Genomic DNA, 16,926 nt, shown 5'->3' on the forward strand with positions numbered 1-16,926 from the left:
CCTCATTAAAGTCTCGACCTTCTTTAGCAATAATAGAGGGATTGGTAGTAACACCGCAAATAACCCCCATATCATTTGCTTTTTTTATTTCTTCGACATTAGCCGTATCTAAAAAAAATCTCATATAATTCTCCTTTTATCTAAATTAAAAAGTTTGGAAAAACTATCAAATTACAATAATTTATAGAAAATTTATCAGGGAGGATAAAGTCGACTATTTGCAGTAATTATTTAATTTTCCAAACTTTCTAGATTGTTATTTTAAATTGTTTTTTAAATCTTTTATAATTTTTTCAGCGTTTAGATTCTTGTAATCCTCTGCACCTATTTTTAATACTAATTTATCGGGAAACATCTGTTGTATCTTTGCATAGTTAAATCTTACTTGTGGGCTTAATAATAAAATTTCTGCTTGAATACCTTGAGTCGCTACTTCCGCAACAGGACAGGCAATAACTTGATACTCTTCATTGACTTCTCTAATTAAATCATCTAATTTTTTTGTCAATAATGATGTTGTTATTCCTGCAGCACATAACAATAGAATACGTTTCATTATTTTAAATCCACCACATACAAAGCATCATGTTCAAAAATATGCATTCCAACCATGCATCCACCTTGACAAGAACTAACTGTCCCCACTTCTCGATGACGTGTTTCCAAATCAATAATTGTAATCTTGTCAATTGCTGTAGTTTCAAGTTTTAATTTAATTTTTGTATTTTCCGGAACATAAATCAATAATAGCTTGTTATTAGTTAAAGCCGCACGAATATCATCAATTCCATTCATTAATAAATTTTGAGCTGATGATAATTCAGTAATTTCATAATTATCAAAAATAACTTTAATATCACTATAATCCCAAGCACCTGGATAATGAATAGCAAGATGCCATGGATTCGGGGAATCAAATCCTTCTCCTACTTCGTTTGCAAATTCTTTACCATAAGTATGCCAACTGTAAATGCCAGCTGCCCCATATGTGATTCCCGCAAAAGCACCGGTTAAAATACTTTGCCAAGCAGCTCGTCTGATTTCAAATTGATGAAACCGACCATACATATTTGAGGAATACCCCATTTGTTCATAACACGGTTCTGAATTCAATAATGGCTTAACTGGATAATGTTCAATAAAATATTCTGGTAAACAATAAGGCATCGCTCTATTTTCCAGCTTTGCATTATGCCCGGATTGAAACATATAAAAGTCCATTTGTTTAATTAGTTTCTCAGGAATTTCCATCAAACGTCCACGTACGTGTAGACTTTGTAAACAATTCGGTGCTAATTCATGTAGTAATTGACTTGCTTTCAAATAATAAGAGCAGCTAATTTCCTCATTTAAATCAGTATCCCCGCTGATTACATATAATGGATCCAAATCAGTAAATGTCTCATTTACTTTTTTTATGTATCCATCGATCTCTTCGTAAGGCATCGTATTATGGCTCAACATATTATTTGCCCATGTCGCTGGTACATAATTACACCATAAAACAACTAGTGCTAATTCAAAACCATATTCTTTTGCAACTTCACACATACTACGAGCATGATTAAAATATGAATCATTCAATTTATCAAATTGATAATTACCTTTTTCATCTTTTTGATACGGTGAATGATTTAAATCAGTAGCACTAGCATCCCACTGCTGCAAAATATTAATTTGTAGAACATTATATCCTTGTCGCTTACGATACTGTAAATAATATTTCCAATCATTTTCATTAATATTTGTAAATGCACTCCAACAAGTATCTGCTAAATAGAAAAATGGTTTACCATTCTTTTCAAAACTTTTTTTATTTATCGCAACTTTCAATCCCATTACTTTTCCCCCCTTACTAATGCTTTTAATACTTCATTATCACGATCATATGGATCTGGTGTCAAACCTTCTATATATTTACAAGCTTCAAATACTTGTGGCAAAATATCTTCATATATTCCTGTACAGTGATGTACATAAGGGCCACATACTAGTTTATCCTCAAGTTTTTTTAGATCATCTACTTCAATCCAAATATAAGTACCTTGATTAAATGGTCCAGGAATTGTTTTTGCTTTTCCCATTAATAATGAATATTCACCATTATCACCATCAAATCTTAAAATTGTCATCTCCCCTTCTTTAATTTTCCCATGAAGACTCCCTGGGTGAGAATGATTAAACGCAAATGGTGCCCCTAATCTTGGCTTTTCTTCCATCAAGGAAATCGGCCATGGACCACAGTGTTGTAATAACTCAGCATTGTTGTTTGTTGGATGAGGAACAGTCCAATCCGCAAAGAAAGTAACATTATCTTCAATTGACGCAGCCTGTGCAATAATTGAAGTGATAGCACCATGAATATCAGTTTCACAAGCAACAGGAAATTTTTCATCTGTTAATAAAGCATTAGCAGCACACGGAAAAATTCCTAATACTCCCTGCATAGCGTTCCAGCATTGAACAGCCGCAGCCTTACAATTATATCTTTTTGCAATACTTTTGATTGCTACCTTTAAAGCTGCTACTTTTACTAAAGCTTCATCACTAATTTCAATTATAGTTTCTTTTTTTAGATAATCAATTACTTGAATTACTTCATCTTTTTTATTTTGCTCAACTGCATCCATCTCATCTTTAACTTCAGCTAAAGTAACCGGATGGATCTTAATGTTAAATTTCTCTAGTAATTCACCTTCATTAACCATCATTGTCCAAAAACCAGATGGTCGCGTTGCAATTTGTAATATTGTTAAATCTTTTAATTCTTTAATAATATTTACCGTTGCTAAAAATCGTCTTATCCCCTCATAAAATTCTTGATCTTCAAGACGACACATTGGCAGATATGTGAATTTACACCGAAAGCGTCTTAATACCTTTCCAGTTGCAAATAATCCACACTGACTATCACGCAAACGACTTCCATCACCTAAAGGACTTTCATCACGCGGTCCCCAAATCAAAATAGGAAGATTCATTTTTTTTGCTACTTGTGCAACTAAATACTCAGTTCCAAAATTACAGTGAGGAAAGAACAAAGCATCCACCTTTTCTTTAATCATTTTATCAACGACTTTATCAACATCATTATCATCAAATAATAATCCTTCGTCGTTAGCATCCTCGATATCAACAAAAGTAATATTCATTGTTGCTAATTTTTGTAAAATCAATTCTTTATATTTTAATGCCTCTTCTTTGCTAAAAATATCTCTTCTCGTCGGAATAACTCCTAATTTAATATTTATCATTTATTTCCACCTCATTATCTAGTTTGGCTACTGCTAAAACTCCTTTTACTGCTTGATGCCAGCCATAAATATTTGCATTTCTCACCTTTTCGTCCATAGTTGGAAAATATTTTTTCTTATCTTCATAATATTCCGTTTGTCCAAATAATTTTAATCGTGAAATCTCATAAGCCCCCATAGCTGAAAGTGCATAATTATATGACACCTTAACTTCAACATTTAAAATATCTGCAATAAATTGTAACAACCCTATATTTGAAACTGCTCCACCATCAATATTCATTATTTGATTAGATGTATATCCTAAAGCAGTTGCTGCATCATAGATTTGATAAGCAATCGATTCTAAGCCTGCTCTTAAAATGTATTTATAATCATGATTACGAGCCAGCCCACAAATACTTGCACGCGCTTGATCATTCCACCAAGGAACACTTAAGCCAACAAATGCAGGAACTAGATAAACCCCGTCATTATTCTCTATTTCATCCCAGATGCTATTTAACTGTGCTTCTTTTTTAAATAATCCAATTTGATTTTTTAACCAATTAAGAGTATCACAACTACAATTAATAATTGCCTCTTGAGCATAGATTATCCTATTTTCAACACACCAGCCTACTGCATTGACTATTCCTTTAGTTAGTTGTGGTTTACAACTACCCGCATTAATCATTACACTTGATCCTGTTCCTAAAGTTACTTTCATTGAACCAGTTTCAAAACAATGCTGGGCATATAGCGCTGCCTGTGAATCACCAATCACTCCACAGATTGGCACTTCATGATCTAAGATACCATTAACATCACTATAACCAAATATCTCGTCATTATTTAAAATGGCTGGTAAAATAATTGATGGAATATCAAAAATACTACATAGCATTTCATCCCATTTCAAAGTTTCAATATTCATTAATAATGTTCGTGATGCATTAGTAACATCACTAACATGTTTTTTACCATTAGTTAGATTATAAATCAACCATGACTCCATTGTTCCAAAAGCATAATTATCAATTTCATCAAGTTTACAATTTTCAATCAACCATTTTATCTTCGGAGCTGAGAAATACGGATTGATTTTTAAACCGGTTAACTTTTCTACTAAGTCTTGATGGATTTTTAATTTTTCACACATTGAGGCTGTACGACGACACTGCCAAACAATTGCATGATGAACAGGCTTTCCTGTCCTTTTATCCCAAAGAATAGTTGTTTCACGTTGATTAGTAATTGCTATTCCAGCAACTTTTGCGACTAATTCAGGAAATTCTTTTTTTAGCGTACTGACAGCCTTAAGTAAATTAGTATAAATTTCTTCTCCATCATGTTCGACCCAGCCGTTTTGAGGATAATATTGTTGATGTTGATAACTTGAAGAAGCCAGCATATTACTCTCTTCATCAATAATAAATACTTTGGTTGAAAAAGTACTTTGATCAATCGTTAATATATACTTCATTACTTTTCATCCTTTAATAACTGTTTAGCAATTGAAACTACATTTTCTTTTGTTAAACCATAGTATTCAAACAGCTGCTGCGAGTTTCCAGAAATTAAAGTTTCATCTGGAATTGCTAATGTCTTCACTATACATGGAGCTTGATTAGCTACTATCTGACTGACAATGCTTCCAAGTCCACCATTAATGCTATGCTCTTCAATTGTAATAATTCTTTTTGTATCTTTTGCTGCTTTGACAATTACTTCTTGGTCAAACGGTTTAATAGTATGCATGTTGATTACACGAGCCTGAATTCCTTGAAGCTCTAATTGAATAGCTGCATCTAAAGCTACCCTGACCATCTCTCCATATGCCACAATAGAAAGATCATCACCATCGTGCATTATTTTAGCTTTGCCAATTTCATAATCAAAATTATCATCATGATAAACTTCGGAAACCGGATTACGCCCAACTCGAATATAAACTGGTCCATGGAAATCAGCCAATTTATTCATCATTTTTTTTGTTTCATAAGGATCAGCCGGAACGATGATTGTCATATTAGGAATAGCATTTAATACTGCTATATCTTGTAAAGAATGATGTGACATTCCTAAAGCTCCATAGCTGACTCCTGCACTGATTCCAATCAGTTTGACATCAGTTTTAGAATAAGCAACATCTACTTTAATTTGTTCAATCGAACGCATTGTTAAAAAACAAGCCGGTGATGCAACATACGGTTTCATTCCTGCAGCAGCTAAACCTGCTGCAATTCCAACTAAATCCTGTTCAGCAATTCCTACTTCAATGACTCGATCTGGAAATTCTTTCGTAAATGGAGTTAATGAAGCAGAGCCACGAGAATCACTTGTAACGATACAAATCTTTTGATCCGTTTTAGCGAACTCTTGTAATTTTTCACAAATTACTGCACGATTAGCAATTTTATTTCCCATTTATAAATCCCCCAATTCCATCAATGCTTGCTTATACTGTACTGCATCTAAAACACCATGATGCCATGATGCCTGATTTTCCATAAAAGAAACCCCTTTTCCCTTTACTGTATTAGCAAGAATTAAAGATGGTTTATTTTTTATTGCTTTTGCTTGAGTAAATGCATTGATTATTTCTTCATAATTATTGCCATCGATTTCAATTACTTCAAAACCAAACATCTGCCATTTTCCTTTAAGATCTTCTAAAGTCATAACAGTTTCAGTACAACCGCTGATCTGCAAATGATTACGGTCAACAATAGCACATAGATTATCCAACTTATAATGTCCAGCAGCCATCGCTGATTCCCATATAGAACCTTCTGCCAGCTCACCATCCCCCATTAAAACATAAGTTCGATAATCCTGCCCCATCTTCTTCGCTGCAATCGCAAGTCCTACGCCAATTGCTAATCCATGTCCTAAAGCACCAGTATTCATTTCCACACCAGCCACTTTATTGTTAGGATGACCAATATATTTAGTATTATATCCTGAAAAATTATCTAACTCACTGTATGCGAAAAAACCTCGCTTAGCCAATGTAACATATAAAGCTTCTGCAATATGTCCCTTACTTAAAATGAACCGATCACGATTTTCCATCTTAGGATTATTTGGATCAATTCTTAATTCGTTAAAATAGAGAACATTTAAAATATCAATTGCTGATAATGAACCACCAACATGTCCGGCTTTTGAGTGATAGCATACCTCAACAATATCCTTTCGCAATTCACTAGACTGTCTCTCTAATAACTCTATCTCCATCTGTTAGCTCCTTTCAAGTAATCAAATTTTAAAATATTTATTTTACTATCTTTTTAAACAATTGATCATGCCTTTATCATTTCACTAAAGACATGATCTTTCTTACGTTGATTTTTAATAATCATCTCTGCCAAACTTTATTAAATAGCATTAAATATTTTTATTTGGTTTTATAATCTATTATTTTCTTGATTATCCATTTAATAAAGAAAGGAGTACTTACAATACATTTAATTTATATATTATTTCAACACCTGTGTTTTATTATAATCAAGACTATTTGTGAATAGTAAAACTTTGTTAATTAGGCTTCTTCGTGTCCTTTAGCACTAATTTCTTCTTTGTAGCGTTGGTTATCTGATACTTTGAAGAATGGATACCAAACTAAACATCCAATTGCGATACAAACAACTTGAAGAACTGCTGCCTGCCATCCCCCTGCTAATAATGGTTTAATAATAATCGGCATACACCATGGTACTTGAACTCCAGTTAATGGTGGAACAAGCCCAATTGCCATTGCAAAATAGGCAACTAATGTTTGTACGATTGGTGTTAAAATAAATGGAATTGCCAGAATTGGGTTCATAATCAATGGATAACCAAAAACAACCGGCTCATTAATAGTGAATAAACCTGGAACGATTCCTAATTTGCCCATTTCTTTATTTTGTTTAGATTTAGCAAAAAGCAATAAGATGATACATAATGACAATGTCCCTCCAGCACCACCAATTCCACTGAATGCATCATAGAATGTATTCCCTAAAATATTAGGAAGTTCCTTTCCAGCTGCATATGCTTCCATATTTGCTGTTGCCATTGGTAAATATACCGCAGTGATTACCCCTGAAATAACATTTGAACCATGGATTCCAAAAAACCATAAAAACATTTGAACTAAAAGTAATACAACTAATGACCAGACGCTTCCACCCAATGCATTTAAAGGTGTAACAATTACTGAATAGACCATTTGTGAAAATGATCCCCATGAAGTAAACGAAAAACCAAATGAAACAAAAATGAAAATAAATCCAACTAAAATACCTGGAATCAATGCCGAGAACGTATTTGCAATCATTGGCGGTACTCCCTCTGGCATATGAATCTTTAATTTTTCTTTAGTCATAAAGAAACAATATAAACGTGTGGCAATCAATGCTGCAATCATTGCTCCAAATAACCCCTGTGCCCCCATAAACTGCATCGATAAAGCACTTTCTTCAGTTAAAGGCGTTGTAATAAAAAATGCAAATATTGAAATTAATCCCGCAGGAATTTGATCACATTTAAAATGACCAGCTAAACGATGACCAATTAAAAATGAAGCATAGATAGATAAACAGCTTGTAGTAACTGTGGATGCTGCTAAGAAATATTTTTCTATCCCAGTTGATTGAATGAAATTAAGCCATGGGTCAAAGGGAAAAACTCCAAATAATAATGCCAGTGAACCGATCATTAAAATTGGTAAAGTCCCCATCAACCCCTTGGAAATTGAATCAAGATAAATATTTGCCGCTATACGACCAGACACTTCTAATGCTTTGTTAATAAACTTGTTATTTTCCATATTCCGTCCCTCTTAATATAAATTAAATGAATTTGTAGTGTTGCAACTTTCTACATTATTACTATACTAAACGTTTTTATTATCATCAATATAAAAACTAAATTTTTTATATAAAATAACTAAATATTCACTAAATATAAAATATTTAGCTAAATTTTAGCTAAATAAATCTTTTTTATATCGGTTTATAACTATTTTAGTTAAAATATTTAACAATCACTAAATATATTTGTAATTTATTTAGTGATTGTTTATAATAGCCTTAAGAGAGGTATACAAAATGAAAATAAAAATAAGTGATATTGCAAAAAAAGCAGGAGTATCTGATGGAACTGTCTCAAATGCACTAAATAACCGTAAAGGGATTAGTAATGAAAAAAGAGAATATATTTTACAAATAGCTCGTGAGATGGGATATTTTAGAAAAAATAGCGATCAAGATAAGTTAATTCGTCTACTGATCGTTAATAAACAAGCTCACGTTGTTGGAGATACTCCATTTTTTTCAGAATTAATCAGGGGAATTGAAACTGAATGTAGTGGACAAGGATTTGAATTAGTCATCAATCATGTAGATGCAGAAATCTTAAAAAATAGACGTTTAGAAGATATATTAAAAACTGATCAAACTAGTGGGATTCTTTTATTAGGGACAGAAATGGAAGTTCAGGATTTGAATTATTTTAGAAATATTTGTATTCCTTTGGTTGTTTTAGATACTGCATTTAGAGATACTAACTTTGATTACGTCGCCATTAACAATGTTGATGGTACCTACGAAATCGTTGAGCATTTAATTAAAAATGGCCATACAAGTATTGGTATTATTAATTCATCTCATCAAATCAATAATTTTAGGGAAAGGAAAAATGGCTATGTCCATGCTTTAAATGATAATAATTTACTTTTATCACCTGAAAATGAAGCATTAGTTGAACCAACGCCCGAAGGAGCATATTTGGATATGAAAGCTTTTTTAAATTCCTTTTTAGCAGAATTTCCTAAAGAAAAATTACCTACAGCTTTCTATGCTGTTAATGACAATATCGCTTTAGGAGCAATCAAAGCCTTCAATGAATTAGATCTATCTATTTCAATATGCGGTTTTGATGATTTGCCAATTTGTGAATTAATTACTCCTGCGCTTACTACTGTTCATGTCAATAAACAATATTTAGGCAAAACTGCAGTATCAAGATTAGTACAAAAAATTAATACACCTGATTATGATATTCAAAAAATATTAATTGCGACAAAAACCATTCAACGTGATAGTGTTAAAAAAAGATAAAATCGTTACTGTATAAAATAACGATTTTTTAATGTTTGTTTTTAAATAAAATCAGCGCCTGCTGTATCTTATAAGTACGATAAAAATCAGTCAACATCATAATAACTACATACCCTAAACAAAATAACATGTATAAATTAGTTTTTATAAATAAACAAACGATCATTCCAATAGCTATCACTGTTAATGTTACTTTAGGATATTCAATTAAATCAATGATTAGATAATGCCATGCCTCTAAAAAAATACTGATTAAAAGGGCCAACAAAAAATATAATATAATCACTTGAAAATCAGTATTTACAATCACTGTAGGAGTAATTAGATGCCTAAATAATAAGATATAAATAAAGCTCAACGATAGATTTATGCCTATTCTTTCTAGCACTTCAATCACCTTATTTCTAACCTTTCTTTAAATTTCTTCAAATAACTTCTTGTTAGGACTAGCATGATTCCATTTTGCATATACAAGGTATAACGAGAATTCAGTTCAGGCAGCATATACTCAATATAATTAATATTTACAATTATCGACCTATTTATCCGAATAAAGCTATATTTATCTAATAATTGCTCTAATTCATATAGTTTATAATGACATAGGTACTGACATGTCTGTGTGTTTAAATAGGCCTCTTTGGAAAATCCTTCAATATAGACAATATCTTGATAATTAATCCTATGTATCTTCTCAGCAAGATAACCAATTAAATACCGTTCGAGCATCTCATTTAAATCACTTTCAACACTTTTTAAATTATTGAGTGTAAAAGTATAATATAACCCTGCATATTCTATTCCTTGTTCCACTAAAATAATATCTAATTCTTGATAACGAGCAAAAAATGTTTCTAATTTTTGACGATGTTTCTCATTACATATTAATTTCAATTTTTTAGCTCCAATTGATATAACAATGTTTTGCTTTTATTATTTTCATCATATAGAATTATTTTTAGCTCATTATCGTTTTTAATTGGTATAACACATGGTAAACCAGAAATATAATTGTTCTTAATTTCTTCATTATAATACAGCTGATATTCATGATTTCCCTGAATCAAATATGCTTTCAGTATTTTAAAATTAGTATTTTTTAAATGAATGTCTGGTTTCTTTAATACATTATTTTCATCTATTTCTAAATTTTTTATTTCAATTTCATTATTTCGATATCCATAATTATTACTTTTTACTTTAGTAAGATTAACATTCATGTCTAGTGGTTTATAACCATCTTTATCATATAAAACAATTGAAATATATGGACCATAATCGTACTCAAGATCGTTATCAAAATAAACATAGTCAAAGATTAACTTTTGATATCCAGTGTGCTGTCCATCATTTTCACTAGTAATATCGATAGTATCATCCGGCAATACTGAATTATCATTAACTTTAATACTCACTTGTTTAGAAATTTCAATGAGTTCATCACGAATATAAATACCTGGGTATGCAACAGTTTTAGTATTGGTCGTTTTAAGTGTTCCTGTTTTATTATTACTCTCATTCCAAATAGAACAATATTCAATGATCACATCATCATTTCGATAAGCATAAATCGCATAATTTGTAAAAACACTTCGATCCTCTAAACGATACATTATCGGATCAGATAAAAAAGTTATTCCACCTATACTCATGATCAAAGCTATGATTGCAATTAGCCAATATGTTTTCTTTCGTGGGTGAACTCGCTTGATTAAAATTTTCGTATATCGCTCACTTAAATACTGATTTATCTTATTTAAGTGATACGTAATGCAGCAAGCCTTATAAAATATATATCCATAGATTCCAATCATAGAAAACCATAGTAACGAAACGAATAAAATATTTAATATCGGAAATGATAAAATAAAATTGATAATTATAAAGTTTTTAATATGTTTTTGATATTTTTCAATTTCAATATAATCGCTACTTATTCTCTCAATTCCTTTTAATACAAAATATAACATTGCAAAACTAATCAATCCTTTAACAAAAACAAATTCATTAAAATCAATACCTTGGTTCAATAAAAATTACTATACATAAAGCTATTGTTAAAATTAATGCATAATCAAGATACTTTTCTCTTAACCGTTTACGGATACATAAAAGTCCTAAAATCATCAAAAGAGCCGAAATATAGGCAGGAATTAAATTTACATCATTGATCGTTAATTTAAGACCATACATAAAAATAAATGCTAATGCGATTAAACCAATTCCCATAATTATTACCTCTCTCTACTTCAAGTATATCTAATAATTTAGATTGTTTCATGCCTTTTGGTCTAAATTGCATTAAATTAGCCTGAATTACAAAAAAATCACAGTAAATACTGTGATTACCAACGTTTTATAATTACATGCAGCTTAGCTAGATCCATCTCTAAAATTTTACCAATTTCCTTTTTTAAATAAACTTCATTTAATTTTGTCTTGGCAATAAATTCGTTATTATTCTTTTCAAATTGAGCTAATTTTTTAAATCTCTCATCTTCACATAAATCATAATAATAGCCATCGTCAAATGATACAACTAAAATATACTCATGTGGTTCTTTATTACTACGGTGACTATACCAATATACAAATAATAAGATTAAAATGATTGCAACCGCCCCAATAATATAATAAATATTCATTCTTCTACCTCCGACTATATCAATTTAACTAAAAAAACTTTACCTTATTATTAGTAACAAATTTGACTTTGAATAATTTTTTTACTTAATCATCTAAATTATAACATTTTATAAAAAGAAAATCCCGTAGAATAATAACATTCTACGAGATCTGGGAAGTAATTCATTTACTATTTATATTCTATCATATGATAAGTATTTTTTCTACCAATCCAGCTTTAAAAACAAACTACCCTTTTAGTTTATTCCGCTGCTCCATTTCTCTTTTTACTAGAGTACTTTCATAATTATCTATTTTATGCTTTAAATAGCTGATGATCGACTGTAATTCTTCAACTTGTGCTTCTAAATTTCCTAATTGTTCGATCATAATATCTTTTCTTTGAGAAATCGTATGCTCTCCTTCATTAAATAAATCTACATACAACTTTATTTGCTCAATTGTCATTCCAGCAGCCCGCATACATTTAATAAAATTGATTCGACGCAAATCCGGTTCCTGATAATCTCGATGACCACTAATATTTTTTGCTACAGGATTCATTAATCCAATTTTTTCATAATATCGTAATGTTGTCGAACTAATCCCAAATTTTTTACTAACTTCTGCAATTGTCATTTTCATCACCCTCTTTATATAATTATAAGTCATAATTTGTAGACCTTCAATTTTTATTTTAATCGATAAATCTTCATTTGAGCTAAGCAAAGAATGACACCAACTATTTGCATTAATGCCCCAAGATAAAAAATCATCCGATAACCACTAAAGGCAGCAATAATTCCCCAAACAACTGAACCAATTGCATACCCAATATCCATTGCAGCATAATATGTCGCATTAGCAATACCGTTTTTACTTTCCGGCATTCGCTTAATTAAAAATGTATTAACAATCGGGGCAACAGCTCCAGTTGCAAATCCAGCGGGAAGCGCTAAAAACAGGAGTTGGTACATCCTAGTTACTTGACCAATTAAATATACACTAATAAAAAATAATAAAGAATTTAATAACAACATTTTGAACTCACCAAAATGAATAACTAGTCTATTCATAATAAAACGTGAACTAATCATTCCAATTGCATTTACTGAAAAAAACATTCCTGCTCCAGCAAATCCAAGACTAATTGCATATAGAGAAACAAATGAGGTAATTGCACTTTGCGTCAAGGAATTAAAGAATAATACTAAAATCGGAACAATTAAAATAAGCCAATTAATAGTTTCTTTCTCTTTATTTTGATTTTCTATGCTAACAATTGATACATCTTTACCCAGCAGCATTAACCCAAAAGTTAAAATACAAATTAATAATGAAACAATAAAAAGCAATTTAAAGCGATCATAATTAGCTCCTAAAATACTATAAGCAATCGATGGTCCTACTACCCCTGTTAAACTGTTGGCAATAGAAGCATAACTAACCCCTTCTAATAATCGATTAGGATGACACATTTTGGCAACATATGTACTAGCCCCAGTTGAAGCTATTCCAAACCCAATCCCTTGCATTATTCGATAAATAATCGCCAATTCAATTTGCTTACAGTCAATAAAGAAAAATGCTGCAGCCATCATCAACGTTATACCACCTAATATTACTTTTTTACACCCAAATTTATCTAACAAAATACCCGCAATAAAACGAACACACAAAGCTGCCAAAGTAAAAATTGATGTCATCAATCCTGCGTATGTATCTAATCCAGTTAAATTTTTAGCAAAAATCGTTAGAACCGACAATACAATATTGGAACAAAGGCATATTGCGAAAAGAATTATTACTGATAATAGATACTTTTTTGTCCAAAGTTTTTCTTTCACGACTATTTTCCTACTCGTTTAGCATTATCAGAATTTGGATCCCAACGTTCTGCCTTTAAATCCATATTATCTAATGCTCTTTTTATATTTTTCAAATCAACCTCATCTAAAATAACTTTGCTGGCTTTAATATTTTCTTCAATCCGACTTAGCTTTCGACTTCCTGGAATAGGTACGATCCAATCACCTTGAGCCATTACCCAAGCTAAAGCGATTTGAGCTGGAGTTACCTGTTTTTCTTTTGCTAACTTCTTGATCAATTCAACTAGTACTTGATTTATTGCCATATTCTCTTTTTTAAATCGTGGTTGTTTACTTCTAGTATCATTTTTAGAAAAAGTTTGATTAGGGTCGATCGTTGCTGTTAAAAATCCTTTACCTAATGGTGCAAATGGAATAAATCCTATTTTCAATTCCTTTAATGTATCAAGTAATCCATTTTTTTCAGGTTCTCTAAAAATCATCGAATACTCACTCTCAACTACTGTAAGTGGGCAAATAGCATGAGCTTTTCTTATTGTTTCAACGCCTGCTTCTGATAATCCCCAATGCTTTATTTTTCCTTCCGCCATCAATTCTTTCATTGTTTGAGCAACAAGCTCAATCGGTGTTTTAGGATCAACACGATGTAAATAATATAAATCCACATAATCTGTTTTTAAACGTTTCAGTGATTCTGATAAAGAAGTGCGAATTACTTCAGGACGTGCATCTAAAACCTGCTTTCCATCAATCACCTTGATTCCACACTTAGTTGCGATCTGATAACTATCACGGGGATAGATACTCAATGCCTGTCCAACTAAATCTTCATTATATAAAATTTCTCCTGTTTCACTAACACCTTGATAACACTCTGCAGTATCAAACATTGTAATTCCTGCTTGATAAGCACCGCGAATTACTTCAATCATTTCTTTTTGATCACTCGCATCACCAAAACCATGGGTCATTCCCATACATCCTAGACCAATTGCTGATATTTCAAAATTACTACCGAGTTTTCTTGTTTCCATTTTCTCTTCCTCCAATATCTTTGATAAATACATCCTAATACTTAGAGTCAACTATAAGTCAATAGTTTTAACTAAAAAAGAACAACTCCCTTATTCATAAAATTAATAGATTGTTTTTCGTAAAATACATTATTTTACTCGTTTTACTAAATAGATATAAATGTTGATAAATTTAAGCAAATAATCTTGAAAAATTAACATATAATGGTACAATACATACGGTCTTAAATATACAAGCTGATTACAGGGGGAAAAGCCAATGAAAGCATTTTCACAAATGAACAATAATGAGTTATGTGAATTAAAAAAAGAATTAGAAAAAAGATATCTTGATTTCAAAGCAAGAGATTTAAAATTAGATATGTCACGCGGTAAACCAGCTAGTGAACAATTAGATTTATCACTCGGTTTATTAAAACAAGAAGATTATATGATTGATGGCATTGATTGCCGTAATTATGGTGGCCTTGAAGGTTTACCAGCAATGCGAAGATTCTTTGGTGAATTATTAGATGTAAATGAGAAAAATGTTATTGTAGGTGGAACGTCTAGTCTAACATTGATGTATGATTATCTTAGTCAAGCTATGTTATTTGGTGTCATGGGAAATACTCCATGGTCAAAGTTAGATAAAGTAAAATTTTTATGTCCAGTTCCTGGATATGACCGTCACTTTGCTTTTTGTGAACATTTCGGAATTGAGATGATCAATATTCCGATGAATAGTGATGGTCCTGATATTGAGACAATAAAAAAACATCTTCAAGATGAAAGTGTTAAGGGAATGTTCTGTGTTCCTAAATATTCTAATCCTCAAGGAATCACATATAGTGATGATATTATTAAAGCAATTGCCAGTTTAACACCAGCAGCAAAAGATTTTAGAATTATATATGATAATGCTTACTGTGTTCATGATTTGAATGAGCATGGCGATACCCTTTTAAATATATTTAACGAATTGCCTAAATATCAGCATGAAGATATGGTCATCATGGTCGCTTCAACATCAAAAATCAGTTTTGCTGGAGCGGGTGTATCATGTATTGTTGCCAGTGAAAATAATATTGTGGACATAAAAAAAAGATTAACGATTCAATCTATCTCGCAAGATAAAATGAATCAATTAAGGCATTTGAACTTTTTTAAAGATGTTGCTGGTTTAAAAGCTCATATGAAAAAACAAGCAGTTTTATTAAAACCTAAATTTGATTGTGTAATCGAACACTTAAATAATGAATTAGGCGGTAAAGGAATTGCTTCATGGATTGAACCAAATGGCGGATATTTTATCAGTCTCGATGTAATGCCTGGATGTGCTAAACGAATTGGGGAATTATGTAAAGATGCTGGTGTCGTTTTAACAACTATCGGAGCAACTTACCCATATGGAATCGACCCACAAGATACTAACATTAGAATTGCTCCATCATATCCTTCAGTTGATGAATTATCAAAAGCCGCTGAACTACTATGTATCTGTGTGCAATTAGCTTGTTTAGAAAAACTATTAAAATAAACTTAGCGAAAGGAAACTTATTCCTTTCGCTTTTTATTTCTTAATTTTCCAATTACAGCCATCACTATTAATGTGAGAGCAGTAATAATATATAAATTCCCTAAAATAAAATCTAAACCATTATTATTTACATGAATCATTAGATTTGGACAAATAACTGAAAAAATTAAAAATACTGTACCGAAAAATAAACCTTTTACTAGACTCGCTGATACATCATTTTGATGACATGACTCTTTAATATTCATCTTCATCAATTCTTTTTCATCAATACTATCATAATAGAAGATTGCATCATTATTAAATTCATCATTAGCGTAATTATTTTCAAAATACTGCCATCCCAAATTTTGATATTTACGTTTGATTAATACTAAGTCATTGGAATCAACAATATAGATACGTTGCAAATCCTTTTTCTTTTTAAATTTTAATACATCTAATCTTAAAGGTTGAAAAAGACCAAAAGGAATAATAGTTTCCAAAATATAATTATGCTGTACTTTTTTATTTAAATACTTCTCTAGTTCCTGACTTCCTAAATAAAGCTTGATCCTCATCATTTCAATCATTCCT

General features: G+C 31.1%; 19 protein-coding genes. 2 read left to right on the forward strand and 17 right to left on the reverse strand.

Annotation, left to right across the window (positions count from 1 at the left end; translation table 11 throughout):
* The 8 genes from KSU54_RS19165 to KSU54_RS11085 form a co-directional block, all read right to left on the reverse strand.
* Positions 1 to 124: transaldolase family protein (locus KSU54_RS19165; RefSeq protein ID WP_272491015.1), on the reverse strand; the 124-nt coding region annotated here is incomplete at its 3' end.
* 132 nt (positions 125 to 256) lie between these two features.
* A complete protein-coding gene (locus tag KSU54_RS11055) occupies positions 257 to 556 on the reverse strand; it encodes a PTS sugar transporter subunit IIB (RefSeq protein ID WP_008792026.1) in 300 nt (99 codons plus the stop codon).
* Entirely contained in the window at positions 556 to 1,839 is a 1,284-nt protein-coding gene (locus KSU54_RS11060) for an apiosidase-like domain-containing protein (RefSeq protein ID WP_199414807.1), read from the reverse strand. Before KSU54_RS11060 ends, KSU54_RS11055 begins: the two co-directional genes overlap by 1 nt.
* Positions 1,839 to 3,254 carry an L-fucose/L-arabinose isomerase family protein gene (locus tag KSU54_RS11065; RefSeq protein ID WP_117792534.1) on the reverse strand — a complete coding sequence of 472 codons (1,416 nt, stop codon included), beginning with the start codon at positions 3,252 to 3,254 and terminating at the stop codon, positions 1,839 to 1,841. Before KSU54_RS11065 ends, KSU54_RS11060 begins: the two co-directional genes overlap by 1 nt.
* Positions 3,241 to 4,719 carry an FGGY-family carbohydrate kinase gene (locus tag KSU54_RS11070; RefSeq protein WP_008792029.1) on the reverse strand — a complete coding sequence of 493 codons (1,479 nt, stop codon included), beginning with the start codon at positions 4,717 to 4,719 and terminating at the stop codon, positions 3,241 to 3,243. Before KSU54_RS11070 ends, KSU54_RS11065 begins: the two co-directional genes overlap by 14 nt.
* Positions 4,719 to 5,663, reverse strand: coding sequence for a transketolase family protein (locus KSU54_RS11075; RefSeq protein ID WP_008792030.1), 945 nt, complete (start codon positions 5,661 to 5,663; stop codon positions 4,719 to 4,721). The genes KSU54_RS11070 and KSU54_RS11075 overlap by 1 nt, the downstream gene beginning before the upstream one ends.
* Positions 5,664 to 6,476, reverse strand: coding sequence for a transketolase (locus tag KSU54_RS11080; protein ID WP_008792031.1), 813 nt, complete (start codon positions 6,474 to 6,476; stop codon positions 5,664 to 5,666).
* Between the two features lie 304 nt (positions 6,477 to 6,780).
* A complete protein-coding gene (locus tag KSU54_RS11085; RefSeq protein ID WP_008792032.1) occupies positions 6,781 to 8,052 on the reverse strand; it encodes a PTS sugar transporter subunit IIC in 1,272 nt (423 codons plus the stop codon).
* Between the two features lie 280 nt (positions 8,053 to 8,332).
* Between KSU54_RS11085 and KSU54_RS11090 the strand changes: the two genes are divergently transcribed.
* Entirely contained in the window at positions 8,333 to 9,343 is a 1,011-nt protein-coding gene (locus KSU54_RS11090) for a LacI family DNA-binding transcriptional regulator (RefSeq protein WP_009010032.1), read from the forward strand.
* Between the two features lie 28 nt (positions 9,344 to 9,371).
* Here KSU54_RS11090 and KSU54_RS11095 read toward each other — a convergent pair whose 3' ends face one another.
* The 8 genes from KSU54_RS11095 to KSU54_RS11135 all read right to left on the reverse strand — a co-directional run bounded on the left by KSU54_RS11095 (position 9,372) and on the right by KSU54_RS11135 (position 14,831).
* On the reverse strand, positions 9,372 to 9,731 hold the full coding sequence (locus KSU54_RS11095) for a hypothetical protein (RefSeq protein WP_224209072.1): 360 nt from the start codon (positions 9,729 to 9,731) through the stop codon (positions 9,372 to 9,374).
* A 5-nt stretch (positions 9,732 to 9,736) separates the two neighbouring features.
* Positions 9,737 to 10,237: a LytTR family DNA-binding domain-containing protein gene (locus tag KSU54_RS11100; protein WP_003534786.1), complete on the reverse strand. Its 501-nt coding sequence runs from the start codon at positions 10,235 to 10,237 to the stop codon at positions 9,737 to 9,739.
* Entirely contained in the window at positions 10,234 to 11,373 is a 1,140-nt protein-coding gene (locus KSU54_RS18890; protein WP_022008128.1) for a hypothetical protein, read from the reverse strand. The genes KSU54_RS11100 and KSU54_RS18890 overlap by 4 nt, the downstream gene beginning before the upstream one ends.
* A complete protein-coding gene (locus KSU54_RS11115) occupies positions 11,357 to 11,572 on the reverse strand; it encodes a hypothetical protein (protein ID WP_003534789.1) in 216 nt (71 codons plus the stop codon). Before KSU54_RS11115 ends, KSU54_RS18890 begins: the two co-directional genes overlap by 17 nt.
* Before the next feature lie 116 nt (positions 11,573 to 11,688).
* The gene (locus KSU54_RS11120; protein ID WP_003534793.1) at positions 11,689 to 11,988 is read right to left on the reverse strand and encodes a hypothetical protein; all 300 of its coding nucleotides are present in this window, start codon (positions 11,986 to 11,988) and stop codon (positions 11,689 to 11,691) included.
* 229 nt (positions 11,989 to 12,217) lie between these two features.
* Positions 12,218 to 12,607, reverse strand: a complete 390-nt coding sequence (locus tag KSU54_RS11125; protein ID WP_008792037.1) for a MerR family transcriptional regulator — start codon at positions 12,605 to 12,607, stop codon at positions 12,218 to 12,220.
* Positions 12,608 to 12,660: 53 nt separating this feature from the next.
* A complete protein-coding gene (locus KSU54_RS11130; protein WP_003534796.1) occupies positions 12,661 to 13,815 on the reverse strand; it encodes an MFS transporter in 1,155 nt (384 codons plus the stop codon).
* A gap of 2 nt (positions 13,816 to 13,817) precedes the next feature.
* Positions 13,818 to 14,831, reverse strand: a complete 1,014-nt coding sequence (locus KSU54_RS11135) for an aldo/keto reductase (RefSeq protein WP_009299626.1) — start codon at positions 14,829 to 14,831, stop codon at positions 13,818 to 13,820.
* A 259-nt stretch (positions 14,832 to 15,090) separates the two neighbouring features.
* On the opposite strand from KSU54_RS11135, the gene KSU54_RS11140 reads away from it, so the two are divergent.
* Complete coding sequence (locus KSU54_RS11140; RefSeq protein ID WP_003534800.1) at positions 15,091 to 16,350, forward strand: aminotransferase class I/II-fold pyridoxal phosphate-dependent enzyme; 1,260 nt, start codon at positions 15,091 to 15,093, stop codon at positions 16,348 to 16,350.
* A 17-nt stretch (positions 16,351 to 16,367) separates the two neighbouring features.
* On the opposite strand, the gene KSU54_RS11145 is transcribed toward KSU54_RS11140, so the two are convergent.
* Positions 16,368 to 16,913, reverse strand: coding sequence for a hypothetical protein (locus KSU54_RS11145; RefSeq protein WP_009299625.1), 546 nt, complete (start codon positions 16,911 to 16,913; stop codon positions 16,368 to 16,370).
* Between the last annotated feature and the right edge of the window lie 13 nt (positions 16,914 to 16,926).

The organism is Erysipelatoclostridium sp. MSK.23.31, from assembly GCF_019125875.1.
In the GTDB taxonomy this organism is placed as follows: Bacteria; Bacillota_I; Bacilli_A; order Erysipelotrichales; family Coprobacillaceae; genus Thomasclavelia; species Thomasclavelia ramosa.

Coding starts and splice junctions, on each gene's coding strand:
- KSU54_RS11055 (WP_008792026.1), bottom strand. CDS start 556: ATGAAACGTATTCTATTGTTATGTGCTGCAGGAATAACAACATCATTA.
- KSU54_RS11145 (WP_009299625.1), bottom strand. CDS start 16,913: ATGATGAGGATCAAGCTTTATTTAGGAAGTCAGGAACTAGAGAAGTAT.
- KSU54_RS11120 (WP_003534793.1), bottom strand. CDS start 11,988: ATGAATATTTATTATATTATTGGGGCGGTTGCAATCATTTTAATCTTA.
- KSU54_RS11125 (WP_008792037.1), bottom strand. CDS start 12,607: ATGACAATTGCAGAAGTTAGTAAAAAATTTGGGATTAGTTCGACAACA.
- KSU54_RS11080 (WP_008792031.1), bottom strand. CDS start 6,476: ATGGAGATAGAGTTATTAGAGAGACAGTCTAGTGAATTGCGAAAGGAT.
- KSU54_RS11075 (WP_008792030.1), bottom strand. CDS start 5,663: ATGGGAAATAAAATTGCTAATCGTGCAGTAATTTGTGAAAAATTACAA.
- KSU54_RS11070 (WP_008792029.1), bottom strand. CDS start 4,719: ATGAAGTATATATTAACGATTGATCAAAGTACTTTTTCAACCAAAGTA.
- KSU54_RS11085 (WP_008792032.1), bottom strand. CDS start 8,052: ATGGAAAATAACAAGTTTATTAACAAAGCATTAGAAGTGTCTGGTCGT.
- KSU54_RS11135 (WP_009299626.1), bottom strand. CDS start 14,831: ATGGAAACAAGAAAACTCGGTAGTAATTTTGAAATATCAGCAATTGGT.
- KSU54_RS11090 (WP_009010032.1), top strand. CDS start 8,333: ATGAAAATAAAAATAAGTGATATTGCAAAAAAAGCAGGAGTATCTGAT.
- KSU54_RS11140 (WP_003534800.1), top strand. CDS start 15,091: ATGAAAGCATTTTCACAAATGAACAATAATGAGTTATGTGAATTAAAA.
- KSU54_RS11065 (WP_117792534.1), bottom strand. CDS start 3,254: ATGATAAATATTAAATTAGGAGTTATTCCGACGAGAAGAGATATTTTT.
- KSU54_RS11060 (WP_199414807.1), bottom strand. CDS start 1,839: ATGGGATTGAAAGTTGCGATAAATAAAAAAAGTTTTGAAAAGAATGGT.
- KSU54_RS11115 (WP_003534789.1), bottom strand. CDS start 11,572: ATGGGAATTGGTTTAATCGCATTAGCATTTATTTTTATGTATGGTCTT.